Below are 19,903 nucleotides of genomic sequence, written 5' to 3'. Positions count from 1 at the left end.
AAGCGCACCAGAGGCACCCGAGTCGGGTTTGACGCGCGATCGTCGTCCATTCGGATGACTTTCTTCCCGCTCTCCACACGGCCGTGCGTCGGATTCGCGGCCGAACCCCGCGATATTCCGCGGGACTCGACTCGGCGGGGGTGAGAAGGCCGCGGAGAGGCGGGCGAGAGCCGGGGTTACCGTCGCACGCAGGGACATCCGCTCACGCGTCGACGGTCTCGATGCAGGCGGCATCCGCTCGGGTCGGATACCGAGGCGGGCGGGGGCTGTATTGGGGGCAGCCCCCGCCCCTCCCTCTTCCCGCCGTGATCACCTCACCGCGCCGGCGGCGGCGAAGCGGGATGAGATTCATCCGTTCGGATGAGCCGCCAGCACGGAACGCACCCGGACGCCCCACAGCGCAAGTTGGGTGCGGTCGGCGGCGCCGGTCTTCCGCATCGAGGACTGCACATGGCTCCGGACGGTGTTGATCGACACGACGAGTTCCGCCGCGAGCTGTTCGTTCGAGGTGATCCCGTCGCTGAGGAGGCTGACGACCCGCGCCTCCGACGGGCTGAGGGATGCCGCCTTGGCCCGATCCTGGTCGGTGATGCGGCGCCGGGCGATGTCGGTGAGGACCGAGCGCGTCACGCGCGACGACATCAGCGCCTCACCTCGGTGCGCGGCGCGGATGGCATCGACGAGCTGCGAGCTGTCGTGGGTCTTGAGCAGGTACCCCGACGCCCCACTGCTCAGAGCGCTCATCACCAGATGGTCCTCGCCGTGGCTGGTCAGCGCGATGACGCGGGTGCTGCCCCCCGACTCCTCGACGACCGTGCGCGTGGCATCGATGCCGTTCATCTCGGGCATCTCCAGGTCCATCAGCACGACGTCCGCGTGCTCGGCGAGCGCACCTTTCACGGCGTCACGACCGGTGGCTGCCTCACCCACGACGATGATCCCGTCCGCGTTCTCCAGTCGGAGTCGCACGCCGCGACGGAACGGACGGTTGTCGTCGGCAATGAGCACCCTGATCGATGCGCTTTCCGTCACGTCATGCCTCCATCGTCCGGGGAAGCGGAATCTCCACCTCCACGCGCCAGCCCCCCGTGCCGTCGGCCCCCGCCGCGAGCGTCCCGTCGACGAGAGTGAGCTTCTGGCGCAGGTTATCCAACCCCCAGCCCAGCCCGAGACCACGTTCGTCCGTCCGCGGCCGGCGCGGAGGACCGTTCTGCACGACCGCGACGAGACGGTCCGGCCGGATCCGCACCTGGATGCCGATCGGCGCACCGGCCGCGTGCTTGGCGGCGTTCGACAGAGCCTCCTGGATGGCGCGGTAGGCGGTCGTCGACACCACCGCCGGCAGGATCTCCGGGTCGCCTTCGATCTCGGCCGAGACCTCCTTGCCGCGCTCTCGCCAGAACTCCACGAGCCCCTCGATGTGGCGCAGATCGGGTGTGGGTGTGTGCGCCGTCGCCTCGACGGCACGCAGATCCCCGAGCGCACCGTAGAGGCTCGCCGCGGCATAGCGGCCCTCCGCGCGGACTTCGTCGATGAGTTGCAGCGCCTGCTGCGGATGCGCGGGCGCCAGGTCGGCCGAGGCGTCGCAGAGCGACACCAGCCCGGCGAGGTGCTGACCGGCGACGTCGTGGAGTTCCTGGGCGATGCGTCCCCGCTCCGCCGCCCTCGACGCCTCGATCGCCTCCGCTTGCTGCAGTTGGATGTCCGCGGCCCGTCGACGCTCGCACTCGGCCCGCCGCTCGAGCACGGCGTAAAGAGCGCCGAGCGCCACCCCGGCGAAGGACAGGGATGCCAACGACACCCCCTCCGTGAGCAGGAACGCGGCGACCGCCTCCGGGGGCGCCCCCACGCTCGCCGCCCACCCGCCGAGCGCCACGGCGGACACGGCGACGGTTCCGGCCGCCCACGTCGCCGCGACGGGGATCCGACGCGCGCTGCCCAGCGCTGCCATCGAGATCGCGACGACCAACTGCATCGGTGTCGCCCAGGTGGGCACACCGAGCGCGACCGCCACCACGAGATAACACGCCACCGCGCCCAGCATCCCGAGCTCGGGTCGCGTCCCCGATCGGGACACGCACACCGCTTGCGCGAGGCAGATGAACGCCGTCAACGCGATGACCGCCTGGGGCGGCAGAGTGTGGTCCCACTGGCCCGTGCCACTGAAGATCGCGAGCACGGGATCGCTGCAGACCTGCACCACCGTCGCCACGAAGACGACAGCGACAAAGACCGGGGACCGCAGCGTCCGCGCCACGGCGCTGATCGGAGGCGTGACGACCGCCTCGGGGGCGGTCTCGTCGAGCAGCGTCCCGGGCTCCGACAGACGGGTCGTCATGAGGGGTCCGGTCGAGCCGCGATGAGGGTGAGGTGAAGCCGGTACGTCATAGGCGGCATTCTCCCGGCCCCCGGGTGAGTCCGCGCCGGGGCGAGCCGCGAAGGCGCGGATCCGCGGAGCCCCGTGCTTCCCGGACCGCCGAGGGCACCGGTGTTGCACCGGAGCATAGGTGGTACACTCCCCCATGCCCACAACCCGCACGCGTACGCAGGTGACGCATACGCCCGAGATCGAAGAGGCGTTGCGCATCGCCCGTCGGCGTTGGCCCGGCGAGAGTCCGTCCGTGCTGCTGACGCACCTGGTTTTGGAAGGCGCGCGGACCATCGAGGCGCTGGAGCCGACGCTGACGGCGAGTCGGCGCAGACACCTCGACGCGCTGATCGCAGACTTCGCGGGCCTCTACCCCGAGGGCTATCTCGATGACCTTCGCACGGAGTGGCCCGAATGATCGTGCTGGATGCCGGCGTGATCATCGCCCTCCTCTCGCCCGGCGACGTCCACCACGAAAACGCGAAGAACTTCTTCGCCGTGGAACGCGGGCCGTTCTCGATGCACGCGCTCACGGCCGCCGAGACCCTCGTCGGCGCAGCGAAGCGTGGCCAGGACGCCGCGTTGTGGTCGCACCTGCAGAACCTCGGAGTCCAGGTGACGACGATCGGCCCCACCGAGCCCCTCCTTCTGGCGCGCCTGCGGGCGGAACACGGACTCAAGATGCCGGACACCTGCGTCCTGGCCACCGCGACACACATCGGCGCGCCCCTGGCGACGTTGGACGACCGCCTGGGCGGGGTCGCCGCCACACTCGGTCTGCGGCATCCTCTGCCCGACGCACCCTGACCCTCGCCAGCCCTCCCGCTCCCACAGACAACGAAGAAGGCCCCGGATGAATCCGGGGCCTTCTTCGTTCTGTGCGCGAGGGGGGACTTGAACCCCCACGCCCTTGCGGGCACTGGCACCTGAAGCCAGCGCGTCTACCTATTCCGCCACTCGCGCGAGTCGCTGCGTCCACGGATGCCGCAGACTCAACTTCCCGAGAATATCACGGCCACGGACCCCCGATGAAACGTGTCCGGGACCGGCATCCATGACCTGTCCAGGCGTGCTGACTACGATGTGGCTACTGGTCTGCCTGCCTGAAGGAGTCTCGTGGGGCTACTCGACAGTTTCGAGAAGGGTCTCGAACGCGCCGTCAACGGTGCGTTCGCGAAGACCTTCCGCAGTGGCATCCAGCCCGTGGAGATCGCCTCCGCGCTGCGGAGCGAGCTCGACAAGAACGCCGTCGTCGTGAGCCGTGAGCGCATCCTCGCGCCGAACGCCTTCACGGTGCGCCTGTCGCCCGCGGACGACGAGAAGATGAGCGCCCTCGGCTCGACCCTCGTGACCGAACTCGACACCCTCGTCAAGCAGCACGCCCGCACGCAGGGGTATTCGTTCGCCGGACCGGTGACGATCTCGATCGAGCGCGACACGTCACTGTCGACCGGCACGCTTCGGGTGGATTCGCGCACGAGCGAGGGTCAGGTGTCGTGGCGCGGAGTCGTCGACATCAACGGCACCCGCCACCCGCTCGTGAAGGCCCGCACGGTCATCGGCCGCGGCAGCGACGCCGACATCACGATCCCCGACGCCGGCACGAGCCGCAAGCACGTCGAGATCCTGTGGGACGGCGAGCGCGCGATGGTCCGCGACCTCGGCTCGACCAATGGAACGACCCTCAACGGTCGGAAGGTCTCCGAGGCCGCGCTTCCGCCGGACTCGACCATCTCGATCGGCCGCACCGCTATCGTCTTCCGTGTGGTCGCGCAGGCACAGACCGCACGGCGAGCGGCGCCGTCCGATGCGACGCAGCTCTTCGACGTCCGGGACCGGGGGCCCCTGTCATGAGTCCACTGACTCTTCTTCTTCTGCAGGGCGGCTTCCTCGTGCTGCTCTGGTTCTTCGTGTTCGGCGTCGTCTATTCGCTGCGGGCCGATCTGTTCGGCGTGAAGGTCCGGAAGCTCCCCGAGCCCTCGGCATCCGCCCCGGCGCCCGCTGCACCCGCCCCCACGTCGTCGCCGAACGCCGAGACGACGCAGGTGAAGCGTCCCGCCGCACCGGTGCCCGCCCCCGCCGGCGGCCTCGCGACGACCGCGTCCGTCTCGCGCATCGTCATCACGAGCGGCCCCAAGGCCGGGCTCGAACTCCCCCTCGGAACCGAGCCCCTCACCATCGGCCGCTCGAGCGAGTCGGGCCTGGTCATCCGCGACGACTACACCTCCAGCCACCACGCACGACTCGTGCTGTGGGGCGACCAGTGGATGCTGCAGGACCTCGACTCCACGAACGGGACCACGCATGACGGGGTACGGGTGGCATCCCCGGTCCAGGTGAAGGTGGGCGCTCCGATCAAGGTCGGCGCGACGACCTTCGAGTTGCGGAAGTAACCCGCCTCCATGGTCTTCCAGGGCTCGAGCGCGGCCATCTCCCACACGGGCAAGGTGCGCTCCAACAATCAGGACTCCGGCTACGCCGGGTCCAACCTCTTCGTGGTCGCCGACGGCATGGGCGGTCACGCCGGAGGTGATGTCGCCTCGAGCCTGGCGATCGCGGCACTGACCGAGCTGGACCAGCCGTTCCCCAGCACGACCGCGGCCGAGCACGCCCTCCGCGACGCCCTCGCCGACACCGCGACGACCCTCATCGACACGGTTGCGCGTCGCCCGGAGCTGGCCGGCATGGGCACGACCGTCAGCGCGGTCATCATGGTCGACGACTACGCCGTCATCGGCCACATCGGCGACTCGCGCGTCTACCTGTACCGCGACGACACGCTCACCCAGATCACCACGGACCACACCTTCGTGCAGCGCCTCGTCGATTCGGGTCGCATCACCCCCGAAGAGGCGCGGTATCACCCGCGCCGGTCGGTGCTCATGCGCGTGCTCGGCGACATGGATCCCGACCCCGAGGTCGACACGTTCATCATGCCGACGCAGGACGGCGACCGCTGGCTCCTCTGCTCCGACGGTCTCTCCGGCGTCGTCGACGACGCGCACACGACCAAGGCGCTCGCGCTCGGGATGCCGCCCGCCCGCACCGCGGACGCACTGCTGAAGCAGGCGCTCGACGGCGGCGCCCCCGACAACGTCACCGTCGTCATCGTCGATGTGGGCGGTCAGCACCCCGTGTTCATCGGGACGCCCACGATCGTCGGCTCGGCCTCGAACCCCAGCGGCGTCATGGTCCCGCCCGTGCGGCCCGCGCGGTCGACGTGGCTGCACTCGGCGCGCCAGGCGGCGAACGAACCGACGCACTTCGAGCCCGCGGCCGAGTTCCTGGAAGAACTCATCGAGGAGGATCGTCGCCGCGCCCGTCGCCGGCGCCTGGGCTGGCTCGCCGCCCTCATCCTCGTGCTCGCCGGGATCGGTGCGGGCCTGTTCGCCGGCTACCAGTGGACGCAGACGCGCTACTACGTCGGCGCCGACGACAACTCGGTCGTGATCTACCGCGGCATCCAGCAGTCCATCGGGCCGCTGTCGCTGTCCACCGTCTACGAGGACACGAACATCGTGCTCGCCGACCTGTCCGAGTTCGATCGGCAGACGGTGGAGGCGACCATCTCGGCGCGCTCCCTCTCGGACGCCGAGCTCATCGTGGATCGTCTGCGTCCGGAACCGGAGGCCACGGGATGACCGACCAGAAGCTGACGCGATCGCCAGAGGTGTCCACCGACACCGCCGTCATGCGCGCGCTGAAGAAGATCCGGACGCCCGCCAAGCAGCGCAACCGCGAGCTCGGCCTGTTGCTGTTCGCGATCGCCGTGTACGGCTCGGCGATCGTACTGGTGCAGCTCGGGGTGAACGGCGCGATCGAGTCGGGCTACCTGATGCTCGCCGGCATCCCCGCCCTGCTCGCGCTCGTCCTCCACGTCGTGCTGCGCCTGCGCGCCCGGGACGCCGACCCGTTCGTGCTCCCCATCGCGACCGTCCTCACGGGCCTCGGGATCGCGATGATCTACCGGATCGACCTCGCGGTCGGTCTGAAGGGGTGGGATGCCACGGCCATCCGCCAGATCGCCTGGGCGGCGATCGCGCTGGTCGCGGCCCTGCTCGTGGTCGTCTTCGTGCGCAACTACCGCGTCCTGTTCCGGTACACGTACCTCTCGGGCCTCATCGGCATCCTGCTGCTCCTGCTCCCCTTCGTCCCGGGCCTGGGCACCGAGCAGAACGCGGACGTGTGGGTCTCGCTGGGGTTCGTGTCCTTCCAGCCGGGCGAGCTCGCGAAGATCGCGTTGGCGATCTTCTTCGCCGGCTACCTCGTCCGCACCCGCGAGAGCCTCACCTCCACGGGGACGCGCTTCCTGTTCATGACGTGGCCGCGCGCCCGCGAGCTGGGTCCGCTGCTGATCATCTGGCTCGTCTCGCTCGGCATCATCGTGCTCCAGCGCGACCTCGGCACGGGCCTGCTGATCTTCGGGATGTTCGTCGCGATGCTCTACGTCGCCACCGGCAAGACCAGCTGGGTCCTGATCGGTGTCGTCCTGGCCGCGACCGGGGCGTTCCTGGCATCCCGCGTCCTGCCGTATGTCAACGGCCGCTTCACGAACTGGCTCGATGCCTTCAACCCCGAGGTCATCGATGCCGACGGCGGCAGCTACCAGCTGACCCAGGGCATCTTCGGCCTCGCCCACGGCGGTCTGTTCGGCACCGGACTCGGTCAGGGCCGCCCGTACATCACGCCGCTGTCGCAGAGCGACTACATCGTGCCGAGCCTCGGCGAAGAGCTGGGTCTCGTCGGCCTGTTCGCGATCCTCGCGCTCTACATGGTCTTCGCCAGCCGCGGCATCCGGGTCGGTCTCGCCGGACAGGACGACTTCGGGAAGCTCCTCGCCACGGGCTTCTCGTTCACGATCGCGCTGCAGGTGTTCATCATGGTCGGCGGTGTGACCCGGGTCATCCCGCTCACCGGCCTCACGACGCCATTCCTCGCGGCGGGTGGTTCGTCCCTCGTCGCGAACTGGATCATCGTCGCGTTCCTCCTCCGCATCTCGGATGCCGTCCGCAGCCGTCCCCGGGTGGTGATCGGCTGATGAGCACCGTCCCGTCCGTCCGCACCCGCACCCTGGAGGAGGCACCGTGACCAAAGAACTCCGACGCCTCAGCATCGTCATGCTGGCGATGTTCCTCGCGCTGTTCGTGTCGACCAGCGTCATCCAGGTCGGCCAGGCGGCCAACCTCGCGAACACCGCCGGCAACCGGCGTGCGCTGTACGACTCCTACGAGATCCAGCGCGGCTCGATCATCGTCAGCGGAACGGCGATCGCCTCGTCCGTCCCCTCCGAGGACGTCTACAGCTGGCAACGTCAGTACGTGGATGCCGACATGTGGGCGCCCGTCACCGGCTACATGAACCCCGTCCTCGACGCGCGGACCCGGATCGAGTCCGCCGAGAACGCCGTGCTCAGCGGTTCCGACGAGAACGACTTCTTCAGCCGGATCGAACGCACCGTGACGGGCGAGGTGCAGCGCGGATCCAACGTCGAACTCTCCCTGGATGCCGACGTCCAGCGCGCCGCCTGGGACGCCCTCGGCGACCAGCAGGGCGCCGTCGTCGCGATCGAGCCGTCCACGGGCCGGATCCTGGCCATGGTGTCCAAGCCGAGTTACGACACCAACCTGCTCGCCGTGCACGATGCGGACGCGGTGAACGCCGCGTACGACCAGCTCACCGCCGATCCGTCGAAGCCGCTCGACAATCGGGCGATCGAGGGCGACCTCAACCCACCCGGCTCGACCTTCAAGCTCGTCGTGGCCTCGGCGGCGCTCGCATCCGGCCGCTACACCCCCGACTCGACGTTCCCGAACGTCTCCTCGTACACGCTGCCCCAGTCCTCGAGCGTCGTGAGCAACGCCGGTGGCGGAGCGTGCGGCGACGGCGACACGGTCACGATCGCGACGGCTCTGCGCCTGAGCTGCAACATCCCGATGGCGGAGCTCGCCGTCGAGCTCGGCGACGACGCGATCCGCGCCGAGGCCGAGAAGTACGGCTTCAACTCCTCGTTCGCGATGGTCCCGGACTCGACCTTCGCCTCCACGCCCTCGACCTACCCCTCGAACCTCGACGCGCCCCAGACGGCGCTCAGCGGCTTCGGCCAGGGGCAGGTGCGCGCCACTCCGCTGCAGATGGCGATGGTGTCGGCCGGCATCGCGAACGACGGCGTCGTCATGAACCCGCGCATGATCGACCGCGTGATCCGAACGGACCTTTCGAGCACCGAGGGCTCGAGCAGCGAGTACGGCCGCGCGCTGGACTCCAACCTCGCGGCCCAGATGGTCACGATGATGAAGGCGAACGTCCAGGACGGCGCGGCGTCGAATGCAAGAATAGACGGGGTCGAGGTGGCGGGTAAGACCGGCACCGCAGAGAACGACACTCGTCCCTACACTCTCTGGTTCACCGGATTCGCCCCGGCGGACGACCCGAAGGTCGCTGTCGCTGTCGTGGTGGAGAACGGCGGGGGCCAGGGTCAGAGCGGGAGCGGCAACGAGATCGCCGCCCCGATAGCGAAGAAGGTCATGGAGGCGGTGCTGGGCAAATGAGACCGACGCAAGGAGTGACCTTCGGAGGACGCTACGAGCTGGATTCGCGGATCGCGATCGGCGGGATGGGCGAGGTCTGGGAAGCGACGGACCACGTCATCGGACGTACCGTCGCGATCAAGATCCTCAAAGACGAGTACATGGGCGACCCCGGCTTCCTCGAGCGCTTCCGCGCCGAGGCGCGCCACGCCGCACTCGTCAACCACGAGGGCATCGCGAGCGTGTTCGACTACGGCGAGGAGGACGGCAGCGCCTTCCTCGTGATGGAGCTCGTGCCCGGCGAGGCGCTCTCCACGATCCTCGAACGCGAGGGGTCGCTGTCCACCGACAAGACCCTCGACATCGTGGCGCAGACGGCGGCGGCCCTGCAGGCCGCGCACGCCGCCGGCCTCGTCCACCGCGACATCAAGCCCGGCAACCTGCTGATCACGCCCGACGGTCGGGTGAAGATCACCGACTTCGGCATCGCCCGCATCGCCGACCAGGTGCCGCTCACCGCGACCGGTCAGGTCATGGGAACGGTGCAGTACCTGTCGCCCGAGCAGGCGTCCGGCCACCCGGCATCCCCCGCGACCGACATCTACTCGCTCGGAATCGTCGCGTACGAATCGCTGGCCGGGAAGCGTCCGTTCACGGGCGAGTCGCAGGTCGCGATCGCCATGGCGCAGATCAACGAGCAGCCCGCGCCGCTGCCCCCCACCGTCGCCGTCCCGGTGCAGAACCTCGTGATGGCGATGATCGCGAAGAAGCCCGACGACCGCCCGGCCTCGGCCGCTGCCGTGTCGCGCGCGGCGACGGCGCTGCGTCGCGGAGACCTGGCCGCGGCCGCCGGTGCCGTTCCCGCCATCGCCGCGGGTGTCGCGGTCGCCGACGAGGCCACGCAGCTGCTCACCGCGGGGCAGACCTCCGCCGCGACGCGCCTGCTGCCCGCACCCGCCGCGACGTCGCTCCTCTCCGAGGAGCACACGGAAGAGGACGCCCGCCCGCAGAAGAAGAAGCGCAGCCCGTGGACGTGGCCGTTGGTCGCTCTCATCGCGCTGCTGCTGCTCGTTCTGGGCGGCACGCTGTTCGCGGTGCTCAGCAACCAGAACTCGGCCGATCCCGACCCGTCCCCGTCGACGTCCGGCTCGGCGACGCCCTCGCGCACTGCCTCGACCCCGTCGTCGACCCCGACGCAGTCCTCGCAGCTCATCGACGTCAACGCGCTCGGCCTGCCGGGCAAGACGTGCGACGAGGCCAGCGCGATCCTCGGCGACGCCGACCTCGGCGCCAACTGCGAGACCGGCAATGCCGCGACCTCGCCCGAGCAGGTCGGCACGGTCGACACCGTGACCCCCACCGGTCGCGTCCCCGCGGGAACGGTCATCACTCTGCGCGTGTTCGGCGAGCAGACGCAGCTTCCCACGCCGGCCACGCCGACCATCGAGCCGAGCCAGGCCACGGCCGGCGGCACCGTCGAGGTCACCTGGCAGGCGTACACCTGCCCGTCCGGCACCGGAAACGTCGCGTCGTACAACTTCACCGCGACCCAGGGCACGTTCCAGAACGGTCAGTCGACGTCGTCGTTCGCGCCCGACGCACGCAGCGCGCAGCTCCAGGTCAGCAACTCGCCCGGGCAGACGCTGAAGGTGACGTACACGGTGAGCTGCTCCGGCACCGACCGGACCGTCTCGTCCGGCGAGGCGACCGCGGCGATCACGGGCGCCAGCACGCCCACGCCGAACCCCAGCGCCAGCCGCTGACCCGCGAAACCGATCCCCCACCACGCCAGGAGTTCCCCCGTGACCACTGAGACGCGCGTCCTCTCCGGACGCTACCGCGTCGACGACCTCATCGGTCGTGGCGGTATGGCCAGCGTCTACCGCGGCTACGACCAGACGCTCGGGCGCACGGTGGCGATCAAGATCCTCAAGGCCGACCTCGCCGGCGACGCCGCGTTCCGCACGCGGTTCCGTCTCGAGGCCCAGGCGGCGTCGCGCATGGCGCACCCGACCATCGTGCGGGTGTTCGATGCGGGCGAGGACGTCGAGGTGGGAGCCGACGGGCACGAACGTCCCGTTCCGTACATCGTCATGGAGCTGGTCCACGGGCGCCTTCTGAAAGACGTCGTCGCGGCGGGCCCGGTGCCCATCGACGACGCGTTGCGCTACGTCGACGGCATCCTGGAGGCCCTCGAGTACTCGCACCGTGCCGGTGTCGTGCACCGCGACATCAAGCCCGGCAACGTGATGATCACCGACTCCGGTCGCATCAAGGTCATGGACTTCGGAATCGCCCGCGCGGTGTCCGACTCCTCCTCCACGGTCGCCGAGACCACGGCGATCGTGGGCACGGCGGCGTACTTCTCCCCGGAGCAGGCGAAGGGCGAGTCGGTCGACGCGCGCGCCGACCTGTACTCCACCGGTGTCGTGCTCTACGAGCTCCTCACCGGCCGTCCCCCGTTCCGGGGCGACACCCCGGTCGCCGTGGCGTACCAGCACGTGAGCGAGGCGCCCCTCCCTCCCAGCGAGATCAACGACACGGTCCCGCGCGCGCTCGATGCGGTCGTCCTCCGCGCCCTCGCGAAAGACCCGTTCCAGCGCCCGCAGGACGCCGCCGGTTTCCGCGAAGACCTGGATGCCACGGTCGAGGGCAAGGAACCCACGAAGCGTCAGATGTCGGCGCTGTCGAACGAGCTGTACGGCCCGAACCCGCGTCAGGCGGCGGAGACCGCGCGGTCGCTCCGCCAGCTCAGCACCGACACCACGATGCGCCGCACGCAGCCCGGCCCGCCGGTCGCGTGGATCTGGGCCGGAGTCGCCATCCTCGCCGTCCTCCTCATCTCGGTTCTGCTCTGGGTCATCCAGATCCAGCCGTCGACGGACGTGCCCTCGGCCGGACGCACGGTCCCGAACGTCGTCGACATGACCTACGACGACGCGGTCCAGGCGCTCGAGAAGGAAGACCTCTCCGCCAAGCGCATCGACGTCGCCGATGCCACCATCGCGGCCGGCAACGTGGTGCGCACGACCCCCGGCGCCGACACGTCGGTCGCCGCGGGTCAGGAGGTGTCCGTCTACGTCTCCTCGGGTGCCGACACCGCGAAGGTCCCGACGCTCGAGGGGATCACCGAGACCGAGGCCCGCGCTGCGCTCGAGTCCGCCGGCCTGTCCCTCGGCCTGGTGCAGCGCAAACCCGATCCGGCCCTCGCCGCGGGCGTCGTGATGACGGCGAGCGTGGCATCCGGAACCGAGGTCGCCAAGGGCACCACCGTCAACCTCGTCGTCGCCAGCGGAACCGTCGTCATCGTCAACTACGAGGGCTATCCCGTCGACGTCGCCAAGCGCGAGCTGGAGTCGGACGACAAGCAGCTGACCGTGAGCACGCAAGAGGATGCCGGCTGCCCGGCCACGACCCCGTCGCTGGTCAAGACGCAGTCTCTCGCGCCCGGCGAGGTGCCGGTGCACAGCGATATCACTCTGACCTACTGCACCGGTCCCTGACCCCGTCGGGGGTGCAGGCTCCGCCCGCGCTCGGCCGCACCGCGGAGCCCGGCGTCCTCGAGCCAGCGGCCGAGCAGAGCGTGGCCGCCCTCGGTGAGGATGCTCTCGGGGTGGAACTGCACGCCGGTCAGCGGCGCGTTGCGGTGGGCGAGACCCATGATGACGCCGCTCTCGCTGCGGGCGGTCACGACGAGATCATCCGGCACGGTGGCGGGGTCCACGGCGAGCGAATGGTAGCGCGTGGCCCGGAACCCGTCGGGCAGGTCCGCGAACACGCCGAGGCCGTCATGGTGCACGGAACTGGTGATCCCGTGGAGCAGTTCGGGCGCTCTGGTCACTTCCGCTCCGAAGGCCACCGCGAGGGCCTGATGTCCCAGACACACCCCGAGGAGGGGGATGCCGTCGGCGTGGGCCGCGCGCACGACGTCGATCGACGCGCCGGCGTCGACGGGATGCCCCGGCCCGGGGGAGACGAGCACGGCGTCCGCGGCCGCGACCGCGGCGACGACGCCGGGAGCGGTGGCCGGGTGCATCGTCACGCGAGCACCGAGATCCGCGACGTAGCTGGCGAGTGTGTGCACGAAGCTGTCGCGGTTGTCCACGACGACGACGTGGAAGCTCACTCGACCGTGACCTCCTGTGGATAGAGGATGTCGCTCACCCACGGGAAGGCATAGAAGAACAGCCCGTAGAGGACGGCGGCGACCAGCACGAGGACGATGAGCAGGCGGACCCACCAGGGTCCGGGCAGCACTCGCCAGAGGGCTCCGTACATCAGGCGGCTCCGGTGGTCAGCGACGCGGGCGGTCCGTCGGCGCGGGGGGTGAAGGACTCGAAGACGCCGTACGCGATGGCGCGTTCCGCGGAGCCGTACCGCGGGCTGCACGTGGTCATCGTGATCAGCTTGTCGGTGGCCTGGACCTCGGGCTGCTGCGGGGTCGGGAGCAGCACCTCGACGCCGTCGGGGCGGACGTACTCGAGGTTGCGGAAGCGATAGGTGTACCAGCCGTCGGGCGTCTCGACGACGACCGCGTCACCGATGCGCAGCGACGGCAGGTCGGCGAAGGGGGCGCCATGGCTGCCGCGGTGGCCGGCGATGGCGAAGTTGCCCTGCTGACCGGGCATCGCGGTGTCGGGGTAGTGGCCGATCCCGATGGGGTCCAGGGTCACCGAGGCGCTCACGCCCCCGGCGAGCTTGAACTGGTAATCGGGTCCGAGACGGGGCACCCGGAGCACGCCGAAGACCTCGCCGTTCCCGGGCTGCGCCAGGGCGGGAGCCTCCACGGGACCGGAGCCGTCGGGCGAGGCCGAAGGGCTCGGGGCCACCGGAGCGGCCGCCCATTCCTCGGTCAAGGCGCCGGCTGCGCTCTTGAACTGGGCGCCGATGATCGCATCGCCGATCCACAGTTGCCAGCCGACGAAGAGGAGCACGACCACGCCGGCCGTCAGCAGCAGATCCCCGATCACGCCCAGCACGGTGACCCGGCGCCGTCGTTGCGGACGACGTCGGGACGCGCGGCGCGTGAGGGGCTGCTCGACCGTGGACACCAGGCGAGTCTAGTTCCGTGGGTGGAGAGTGACCTGGCCGTTAGACTGGCCCGCATGGCACGTACTGGCAACGGCGAAGACCCGATCGCTGAGCGCAACGAGAACGGTTCCACGCCCAACCCGGTGTGGTTCCTCCCGATCATGATCGGTCTCATGCTCGTCGGCTTGGTATGGGTGCTCGTCTTCTACTTGAGCAACTCGCAGTTCCCCGTGCCGGGCATCGGCGCGTGGAACCTCGTGATCGGTTTCGGGATCGCCTTCGTCGGCTTCCTGATGACGACGCGCTGGCGCTGACTCCCGCGCGACTTACACGCGTGTAATTCATCCCCACCTGTGGATGAGCCTGTGGATAACTCTCAGTAGTAGACCACGACGGGGATCACGAGCAGCCCGAACAGCACGATCGTGAGGGCGATCAGCAGCCCGATCTGAACGGGGCGCTGGCGGAGCAGCCGCGTGCGCGCGTAGATCCATCCGACGAGGGCACCGACGACGAGCCCTCCGAGGTGCGCCTGCCACGAGACACCGACGTTGGCCAGTGCCGCACCGAAGTCGCCGGTGGTCAGCGACGAGATGAAGGCCACCACGAACGGCCACGCGAAGTTGATGCCGATGAGCACCGCGATGACGCGGATGTCGGCGCCGATGTGCCGACCGATGACCAGGAGCGCACCGAAGAGGGCGAAGATCGCCCCGGAGGCACCGACGACGATCGTGGTGGGGGCGAGAAGCGCCACGGCGACCGAGCCGCCGAGTGCACCGAGCAGGTACAGCACGACGAACCGCCAGCGGCCGAGCAACGGTTCGAGGTTGCGGCCGATGAACCACAGCGCCAGCATGTTGAGGCCGATGTGGAGGGGCCCGGAGTGAACGAGAGCGGCGGTGAACAGGCGCCAGGGCTCGATCGGTCCGAACTGCGGGACGAGGAACGGGGGGTAGAACGCCAACGCGTTGCTGATGATGCCGCCGACTCCGGGGACGAGGCCGATCACGTAGGCCAGCCCGGTGATCGCGATGATCGTCAGCGTCGCCACGGGCCTGCCGCTCGCGACCGCGGCCATCGGTGCCGAACGCGACCAGCGGCGCTGCGCCTTCTTCTGCGCCGGAGTCTCGGTGGCCCGCTGCTGGGCCATGCACTCCGGGCAGATGACGCCGACGGCGGCGGGGGTCCGACACTCGGGGCATACCGTGCGCAGACACCGCTGACAGAGCACGAAGCTCTGCCGGTCGGGATGCCGGTAGCAGAAGTTGTCGCTGTTGCGACGGAACTCCTCGGTCGTAGACACCCGCCGCCGCCGAAGGTCAGACGGCGACGACGTCGACCGACTCGAGCACGACCGGCTCGACGGGGCGGTCGCCGGCGGCCGTGGCCACCTTGCTGATCGCGTCGACGACCTTCTTCGACGCGTCGTCGGCGACCTCGCCGAAGATGGTGTGCTTGCCCTGGAGCCACGGGGTCGGGTCGGTGGTGATGAAGAACTGCGAGCCGTTCGTGCCCTCGGGCTGACCGGTGATGGCGTTGCGGCGGAGACCCGCGTTGGCCATGGCCAGCTTGTAGGGCGCGGCGAAGTCGAGCTCGGGGTGGATCTCGTCGTTGAACGTGTAGCCGGGGCCGCCGACGCCCTGACCGAGCGGGTCGCCGCCCTGGATCATGAAGCCGGGGATGATGCGGTGGAACACGACGTTCGAGTACAGGGGACCCTCGCCCTTGGCGCCCGTGGCCGGGTTGGTCCATTCCTGGGTGCCGTCGGCGAGACCGACGAAGTTCCGGACGGTCCGGGGAGCGTGGTCTCCGAACAGGTTGACGACGATGTCGCCGTGGTTGGTGTGAAGGGTCGCAACGGCGGTGTGGGAAGCCATGGGTACATTCTCTCAGAGTTATCTGCAAGGGTTCGCGGACCGGGACCCCCGTTCTGGCAAGATGAATCGCGTACATCCCATCGACAGGGAGGATGAAGCCGTGGGCCTCAGCCGCAAGAGCAAGAAGGAACTGCGCAAGCTCCAGAAGCACGCCGCGAAGGTGTGGGAGTCCCAGCAGGTTCTGCTGGGCGAGAGCGGAAAGGTGGCCCGCGAAGCCGGTCGCCAGCTCGGTCGCTTCAGCCGTGAAGACCTCGTTCCCACCGTGCAGGACGGGTACGACAAGTACGCCGCGCCGTACGTCGACAAGAGCGTGAAGTACACCAACCGCTTCCTCAGCGACAAGGTCATCCCGACGGCCGGCGCCGTCGTGGGTGGAGCGATGTCGGTGTGGGATGCCGCGGGCGACACCCGTGACCGTCTGGCGAAGGGCCGCGGTTTCGAGCTCGACGCCCACAAGTACGCCAAGCGCGCCGAGAAGTACGGCAAGAAGGCCAGCAAGCAGCTGGCCGCCAAGCTCCCGAAGCAGCACGACGGCATCGGTGCCGGTGGCGTGATCGCCATCATCCTCGGCGTCGTGGCCGCTGCCGGCGTCGCGTACGCCGCCTGGCAGACCCTCCGCGCCGACGACGAGCTGTGGGTGGCCGACGACCCCCTGCGCGCTCCCGACGCGTGAGCGATCCCACCATCAGAGTCCGAGAGGCCGCGCACCAGCGCGGCCTCTCTGTCGATGTGCGGGAGCGACCGGCGGCCCGTTCCCTCGACGAGGCGGCGGAACTCCTCGGCATCCATCCGGACGACATCGTGAAGACCCTCGTGGTCAAGCGGTCGGACGACACGTTCCTGTTCGCCCTCGTTCCCGGTGACCGGGTCATCTCCTGGCCGAAGCTGCGGGCGGTCGTCGGCGTGAACAAGCTGCGGCTGCCCGAACCCGAACTCGCCCTCGCGGCCACCGGCTACGAGCGGGGCACCATCGTCCCGATCGGCAGTACGACGGACTGGCCGGTCTATGCCGACGAGAGCATCGTCGGCCGCCGCATCGCCATGGGCGCCGGGGCGCACGGCTACAGCCTCTTCGTCGAGGCGGACGATCTCATCCGCGCCTACGGCGCGACGGTCGCCGACATCACCGCACCGCGCGACTGACCGGCGGTCACAGGCGCGCCATCCGGAACGCGATGTCGACCAGCTGCACCCGCCGGACCTTGCGCGCGGCCGGGAGCGAGAACCACTGCGCCCGATCGGTCGAGCCATCGACCTCGAAGCTGAGCCGGCCGCCGACGATGTGCGCCCGGTAGACGATCCGAAGGGCGTGGAGCGGCCCGTCGGCACCTTCCGACAGGCGCCTCTCGGCGGGGATCACGCGGGAATGGATGCCGAGCAGCTCGTCGACCACGACCCGGAACCCGGTCTCTTCCCGCACCTCGCGACGCACGGCGCGTTCGGGATCCTCACCGTCCTCGAGGCCGCCGCCGGGGAGCGTCCACGCGGCGCGACGTCCGTCGACCCAGTGCGCGAGCAGGACGCGGTCGTCGGCATCCGTGATGACGGCGTACGCGGCGACCCGCATGTCCATGACCAGACTCTAGCGAAGCCTCCCACATCGCCCGGCCTCTCGCAGCGCTCCCGACGCCGACGGAAGGACCCGCCCACCCGAAGGTGGACGGGTCCGGCGAGCCGTGTTCCTCAGCCGATCGCTGCCAGAACGCCCCAGAAGGCGGCGACCAGGGCGAACCCGCAGAGACCGAGGACGGTGGTCAGCACGGTCCACGTCTTCAGTCCGTCGCTGACGCTCAGCCCGAGGTAGCGCGTGACGACCCAGAAGCCCGAGTCGTTGACGTGCGACAGACCCAGGGCGCCGAAGGCGATCGCCAGCGTGATCGCGACGATCTGCAGCGGCGCGTAGCCGCCGTCGGCGACCGTGCTGGCCAGCAGCCCGGCCGTGGTGAGGATCGCGACGGTGGCCGATCCCTGAGCCGCTCGCAGCGCCAGGGACACCACGAACGCGAGCACGAGGATCGGAAGTCCGGTGGCGAGGAGCGTCGACGACAGTGCCGAACCGATCCCGCTCTCGGTGAGGACCCGGGCGAAGGCGCCGCCCGCCCCGCTGACGAGGATGATCGCCGCCGTGGGGGGCAGAGCCGACTCGAGGACGTCGCTGATCTTGTCGCGTCCCCACTTGCGACGCACGCCCAGGAAGTAGATCGCCAGGAGCACCGTGATCAGCAGCGCGAACAGCGGGGCGCCGATGAACTGCGCGACGTTGCGGACGGGGTCGCCGGCGGGGAGGAGGGTCGCGGCGGTCGTACCGATCCCGATCAGAACGAGCGGCGTGACGATGAGGGTCAGGATCATTCCGGCGGAGGGCGGCGCGACGGTGGACGTGATCGTTCCGGTGACGGTGCTCTGCACGCCCCCGCGGCCGGACTGCTCGAACATCTCGCGCGTCGACGGGAGCATGTCGATGTCGCGCCGGGTGAGCCGGCCGGCCAGCAGGTGACTGACGAAAGCCAGCGGGATCGCCATGACGATGCCGATGATGGTGAGCCAGCCGATGTCGGCGCCCAGGAGTGCCGCGCCGCCCACGACGCCGGGGTGGGGCGGCACCGACACGTGCACGGCGAGCATGATGCCCGCGACCGGCAGGCCGAAGCGGACCGGCTTGAGACCGGCCGCCTGGGCGAAGCCGTACACGATCGGCACCAGGATGATGAATCCGACGTCGAAGAACACCGGGATGGCCAGGACGAGGGCGGCACCGGTGAGGGCAGCACCGACACGGCGGGGCCCGAGGATCTCGGTGAACCGGCCGGCGAGGCTCGCCGCTCCGCCCGAGAGCTCGATGATGCGGCCGAGCATCGCGCCGAGCGTGATCAGGATGGCGATGGAACCCAGGGTGCTCCCGAGTCCGGCGACGATCGCGGGCACGATGCCCAGCCGCTCCGGATCGGTGTCGGTCGCCGGGATCGTCGCGAGCGGCAGACCCGCCGCCAGCCCGACCAGGATGCTGACGATCAGGAGCGCGAGGAAGGCGTTGAGTTTGAGCTTGATGATGAGGAAGAGCAGGAGGAGGATGCCTCCGACTCCGATGGCCAGCAGGACGGGTGTGGTCATTTCGCGGGTCTTCCTTGACGATGCGGGCGGGGTGCGCAGGGTGCGCGGGAGGGGGCGACCGTCGGGCCGCCCCGAGGGGGTTCAGGATCGACGCGTGGGGGCGGCGATACGGATGACGGCGGAGTCGTCGGCGGCGCCGAGTCCCTGGGTCTGGGCGACGAGGTAGCTCTGCTCCGCGGCCGCCGCGAGGGGCGCCGGGAGTCCGACGCGACGGGCGGCGGCGCCGACGATACCCATGTCCTTGACGAAGATGTCGAGTCGGCTCAGCACCTCCGCGCCGTCCTCATCCCAGGCCTGCAGCATCCGCGGACCGCGATTGCCGAGCATGAACGACGCGGCGGCGCCGGCCTGCAAGGCATCCAGGGTCCGGTCGAGGTCGAGCCCGAGCCGGTCGGCGAGGGCGAGCGCCTCGGCGGCCGCGGCGATGTGGACACCGCAGAGCAGCTGATTGACGGTCTTGAGCGCCTGGCCGTCGCCCGCACGTTCCCCGACGATCGTCAACGTCGAGGCCAGCGCCTCGAGGACGGGTCGAGCGACGGCGAGCGCGGACGGGTCGGCCCCGACGACGATCAGCAGATCGCCCTGGCGCGCACGGACGGGGCCTCCGCTCAGCGGGGCGTCGACCAGGCCGATGCCCTTCTCGGCGAGGGCGGCGGCGACCTCGGCGACACCGTCCGTTCCGACCGTGCTGGTGAGCACCACGACGGCACCCGCGGGCAGCGATCCGGCAATACCGGCGGAACCGAAGAGGACGTCGTTCAGCTGGGCGGCGTCTCGGACAGCCACGAGCACCACCTGCGCGACGCTCACGGCATCCGTGGCGGAATCGGCGGGGACGACGCCGGACTCCTGCGCGAGGGCGAGGCGGGCGGGAGCGATGTCGAAGCCGCGGACGGGGAGGGTCTCGGCCAGACGTGCAGCCATGGGCAGGCCCATGGCTCCGAGTCCGAGGACGGCGACGGTGGGGGTCGAGGTCATGGGGTCGA

Annotated in this window: 22 protein-coding genes and 1 tRNA gene; 12 read left to right on the top strand and 11 right to left on the bottom strand. The window is 69.8% G+C overall.

Annotated features, from left to right (window positions below; translation table 11 throughout):
• Positions 1 to 348 precede the first annotated feature (348 nt).
• Positions 349 to 1,032 (bottom strand): response regulator, encoded by a 684-nt coding sequence (locus QM517_RS18715; RefSeq protein ID WP_283288551.1) that lies wholly within the window; start codon positions 1,030 to 1,032, stop codon positions 349 to 351.
• A gap of 1 nt (position 1,033) precedes the next feature.
• A complete protein-coding gene (locus tag QM517_RS15080) occupies positions 1,034 to 2,338 on the bottom strand; it encodes a sensor histidine kinase (RefSeq protein WP_283288549.1) in 1,305 nt (434 codons plus the stop codon).
• A 184-nt stretch (positions 2,339 to 2,522) separates the two neighbouring features.
• Between QM517_RS15080 and QM517_RS15075 the strand changes: the two genes are divergently transcribed.
• Positions 2,523 to 2,786 (top strand): hypothetical protein, encoded by a 264-nt coding sequence (locus tag QM517_RS15075; RefSeq protein ID WP_283288547.1) that lies wholly within the window; start codon positions 2,523 to 2,525, stop codon positions 2,784 to 2,786.
• The gene (locus QM517_RS15070) at positions 2,783 to 3,175 is read left to right on the top strand and encodes a type II toxin-antitoxin system VapC family toxin (RefSeq protein ID WP_283289063.1); all 393 of its coding nucleotides are present in this window, start codon (positions 2,783 to 2,785) and stop codon (positions 3,173 to 3,175) included. The genes QM517_RS15075 and QM517_RS15070 overlap by 4 nt, the downstream gene beginning before the upstream one ends.
• Positions 3,176 to 3,247: 72 nt before the next feature.
• Here the strand turns inward: QM517_RS15070 and QM517_RS15065 are convergent.
• Positions 3,248 to 3,331, bottom strand: a tRNA-Leu gene (locus QM517_RS15065).
• 153 nt (positions 3,332 to 3,484) lie between these two features.
• On the opposite strand from QM517_RS15065, the gene QM517_RS15060 reads away from it, so the two are divergent.
• From QM517_RS15060 to pknB, 7 genes are read left to right on the top strand one after another with little or no spacing between them, the layout of a single operon-like run.
• The gene (locus QM517_RS15060) at positions 3,485 to 4,222 is read left to right on the top strand and encodes an FhaA domain-containing protein (protein ID WP_283288545.1); all 738 of its coding nucleotides are present in this window, start codon (positions 3,485 to 3,487) and stop codon (positions 4,220 to 4,222) included.
• A complete protein-coding gene (locus tag QM517_RS15055; RefSeq protein WP_283288543.1) occupies positions 4,219 to 4,761 on the top strand; it encodes an FHA domain-containing protein FhaB/FipA in 543 nt (180 codons plus the stop codon). Before QM517_RS15060 ends, QM517_RS15055 begins: the two co-directional genes overlap by 4 nt.
• 9 nt (positions 4,762 to 4,770) lie before the next feature.
• A complete protein-coding gene (locus tag QM517_RS15050) occupies positions 4,771 to 6,009 on the top strand; it encodes a PP2C family protein-serine/threonine phosphatase (RefSeq protein WP_077051035.1) in 1,239 nt (412 codons plus the stop codon).
• Positions 6,006 to 7,406 (top strand): FtsW/RodA/SpoVE family cell cycle protein, encoded by a 1,401-nt coding sequence (locus QM517_RS15045; protein WP_283288540.1) that lies wholly within the window; start codon positions 6,006 to 6,008, stop codon positions 7,404 to 7,406. Before QM517_RS15050 ends, QM517_RS15045 begins: the two co-directional genes overlap by 4 nt.
• A gap of 46 nt (positions 7,407 to 7,452) precedes the next feature.
• Positions 7,453 to 8,916, top strand: a complete 1,464-nt coding sequence (locus QM517_RS15040; RefSeq protein WP_278103226.1) for a peptidoglycan D,D-transpeptidase FtsI family protein — start codon at positions 7,453 to 7,455, stop codon at positions 8,914 to 8,916.
• On the top strand, positions 8,913 to 10,658 hold the full coding sequence (locus QM517_RS15035) for a serine/threonine-protein kinase (RefSeq protein ID WP_283288537.1): 1,746 nt from the start codon (positions 8,913 to 8,915) through the stop codon (positions 10,656 to 10,658). Before QM517_RS15040 ends, QM517_RS15035 begins: the two co-directional genes overlap by 4 nt.
• Positions 10,659 to 10,697: 39 nt before the next feature.
• Positions 10,698 to 12,398, top strand: a complete 1,701-nt coding sequence (gene pknB, locus QM517_RS15030; protein ID WP_283288535.1) for a Stk1 family PASTA domain-containing Ser/Thr kinase — start codon at positions 10,698 to 10,700, stop codon at positions 12,396 to 12,398.
• On the opposite strand, the gene QM517_RS15025 is transcribed toward pknB, so the two are convergent.
• From QM517_RS15025 to QM517_RS15015, 3 genes are read right to left on the bottom strand one after another with little or no spacing between them, the layout of a single operon-like run.
• Complete coding sequence (locus QM517_RS15025; protein WP_283288533.1) at positions 12,380 to 13,021, bottom strand: anthranilate synthase component II; 642 nt, start codon at positions 13,019 to 13,021, stop codon at positions 12,380 to 12,382. The two genes, pknB and QM517_RS15025, sit on opposite strands and share 19 nt — an antisense overlap.
• Entirely contained in the window at positions 13,018 to 13,173 is a 156-nt protein-coding gene (locus tag QM517_RS15020) for a hypothetical protein (protein WP_278103223.1), read from the bottom strand. The genes QM517_RS15025 and QM517_RS15020 overlap by 4 nt, the downstream gene beginning before the upstream one ends.
• Positions 13,173 to 13,946, bottom strand: a complete 774-nt coding sequence (locus QM517_RS15015) for a class E sortase (protein ID WP_283288529.1) — start codon at positions 13,944 to 13,946, stop codon at positions 13,173 to 13,175. Before QM517_RS15015 ends, QM517_RS15020 begins: the two co-directional genes overlap by 1 nt.
• Before the next feature lie 54 nt (positions 13,947 to 14,000).
• Here QM517_RS15015 and QM517_RS15010 point away from each other — a divergent pair, with 54 nt between their 5' ends.
• Positions 14,001 to 14,240, top strand: coding sequence for a cell division protein CrgA (locus QM517_RS15010; RefSeq protein ID WP_076492674.1), 240 nt, complete (start codon positions 14,001 to 14,003; stop codon positions 14,238 to 14,240).
• Between the two features lie 62 nt (positions 14,241 to 14,302).
• Here QM517_RS15010 and QM517_RS15005 read toward each other — a convergent pair whose 3' ends face one another.
• Together QM517_RS15005 and QM517_RS15000 are read right to left on the bottom strand one after the other, a co-directional pair.
• The gene (locus QM517_RS15005; protein WP_077051042.1) at positions 14,303 to 15,232 is read right to left on the bottom strand and encodes a rhomboid family intramembrane serine protease; all 930 of its coding nucleotides are present in this window, start codon (positions 15,230 to 15,232) and stop codon (positions 14,303 to 14,305) included.
• A 16-nt stretch (positions 15,233 to 15,248) separates the two neighbouring features.
• A complete protein-coding gene (locus QM517_RS15000; protein ID WP_077051043.1) occupies positions 15,249 to 15,806 on the bottom strand; it encodes a peptidylprolyl isomerase in 558 nt (185 codons plus the stop codon).
• A gap of 100 nt (positions 15,807 to 15,906) precedes the next feature.
• Between QM517_RS15000 and QM517_RS14995 the strand changes: the two genes are divergently transcribed.
• The gene (locus tag QM517_RS14995) at positions 15,907 to 16,479 is read left to right on the top strand and encodes a DNA helicase (protein ID WP_077051044.1); all 573 of its coding nucleotides are present in this window, start codon (positions 15,907 to 15,909) and stop codon (positions 16,477 to 16,479) included.
• Positions 16,476 to 16,949: an aminoacyl-tRNA deacylase gene (locus tag QM517_RS14990; RefSeq protein ID WP_278103220.1), complete on the top strand. Its 474-nt coding sequence runs from the start codon at positions 16,476 to 16,478 to the stop codon at positions 16,947 to 16,949. Before QM517_RS14995 ends, QM517_RS14990 begins: the two co-directional genes overlap by 4 nt.
• Positions 16,950 to 16,956: 7 nt before the next feature.
• Here QM517_RS14990 and QM517_RS14985 read toward each other — a convergent pair whose 3' ends face one another.
• From QM517_RS14985 to QM517_RS14975, 3 genes are all read right to left on the bottom strand, one after another.
• A complete protein-coding gene (locus tag QM517_RS14985; protein WP_283288524.1) occupies positions 16,957 to 17,379 on the bottom strand; it encodes an NUDIX hydrolase in 423 nt (140 codons plus the stop codon).
• Between the two features lie 110 nt (positions 17,380 to 17,489).
• Complete coding sequence (locus tag QM517_RS14980; RefSeq protein ID WP_283288522.1) at positions 17,490 to 18,917, bottom strand: GntP family transporter; 1,428 nt, start codon at positions 18,915 to 18,917, stop codon at positions 17,490 to 17,492.
• Positions 18,918 to 18,998: 81 nt separating this feature from the next.
• Positions 18,999 to 19,895, bottom strand: coding sequence for an NAD(P)-dependent oxidoreductase (locus tag QM517_RS14975; protein WP_283288520.1), 897 nt, complete (start codon positions 19,893 to 19,895; stop codon positions 18,999 to 19,001).
• Positions 19,896 to 19,903 lie beyond the last annotated feature (8 nt).

The organism is Microbacterium sp. IEGM 1404, from assembly GCF_030056775.1.
In the GTDB taxonomy this organism is placed as follows: domain Bacteria; phylum Actinomycetota; class Actinomycetes; order Actinomycetales; family Microbacteriaceae; genus Microbacterium.
Note: the sequence above shows the minus strand (reverse complement) of the source record. Positions and strands in the feature narration are given on the sequence as shown.

Excerpts from the sequence above, each read along its gene's own strand:
- QM517_RS15080 (WP_283288549.1), bottom strand. The coding sequence starts at position 2,338 with ATGACGACCCGTCTGTCGGAGCCCGGGACGCTGCTCGACGAGACCGCC.
- QM517_RS15075 (WP_283288547.1), top strand. The coding sequence starts at position 2,523 with ATGCCCACAACCCGCACGCGTACGCAGGTGACGCATACGCCCGAGATC.
- QM517_RS15070 (WP_283289063.1), top strand. The coding sequence starts at position 2,783 with ATGATCGTGCTGGATGCCGGCGTGATCATCGCCCTCCTCTCGCCCGGC.
- QM517_RS15055 (WP_283288543.1), top strand. The coding sequence starts at position 4,219 with ATGAGTCCACTGACTCTTCTTCTTCTGCAGGGCGGCTTCCTCGTGCTG.
- QM517_RS15050 (WP_077051035.1), top strand. The coding sequence starts at position 4,771 with ATGGTCTTCCAGGGCTCGAGCGCGGCCATCTCCCACACGGGCAAGGTG.
- QM517_RS15045 (WP_283288540.1), top strand. The coding sequence starts at position 6,006 with ATGACCGACCAGAAGCTGACGCGATCGCCAGAGGTGTCCACCGACACC.
- QM517_RS15035 (WP_283288537.1), top strand. The coding sequence starts at position 8,913 with ATGAGACCGACGCAAGGAGTGACCTTCGGAGGACGCTACGAGCTGGAT.
- QM517_RS15020 (WP_278103223.1), bottom strand. The coding sequence starts at position 13,173 with ATGTACGGAGCCCTCTGGCGAGTGCTGCCCGGACCCTGGTGGGTCCGC.
- QM517_RS15010 (WP_076492674.1), top strand. The coding sequence starts at position 14,001 with ATGGCACGTACTGGCAACGGCGAAGACCCGATCGCTGAGCGCAACGAG.
- QM517_RS15000 (WP_077051043.1), bottom strand. The coding sequence starts at position 15,806 with ATGGCTTCCCACACCGCCGTTGCGACCCTTCACACCAACCACGGCGAC.
- QM517_RS14985 (WP_283288524.1), bottom strand. The coding sequence starts at position 17,379 with ATGGACATGCGGGTCGCCGCGTACGCCGTCATCACGGATGCCGACGAC.
- QM517_RS14980 (WP_283288522.1), bottom strand. The coding sequence starts at position 18,917 with ATGACCACACCCGTCCTGCTGGCCATCGGAGTCGGAGGCATCCTCCTC.
- QM517_RS14975 (WP_283288520.1), bottom strand. The coding sequence starts at position 19,895 with ATGACCTCGACCCCCACCGTCGCCGTCCTCGGACTCGGAGCCATGGGC.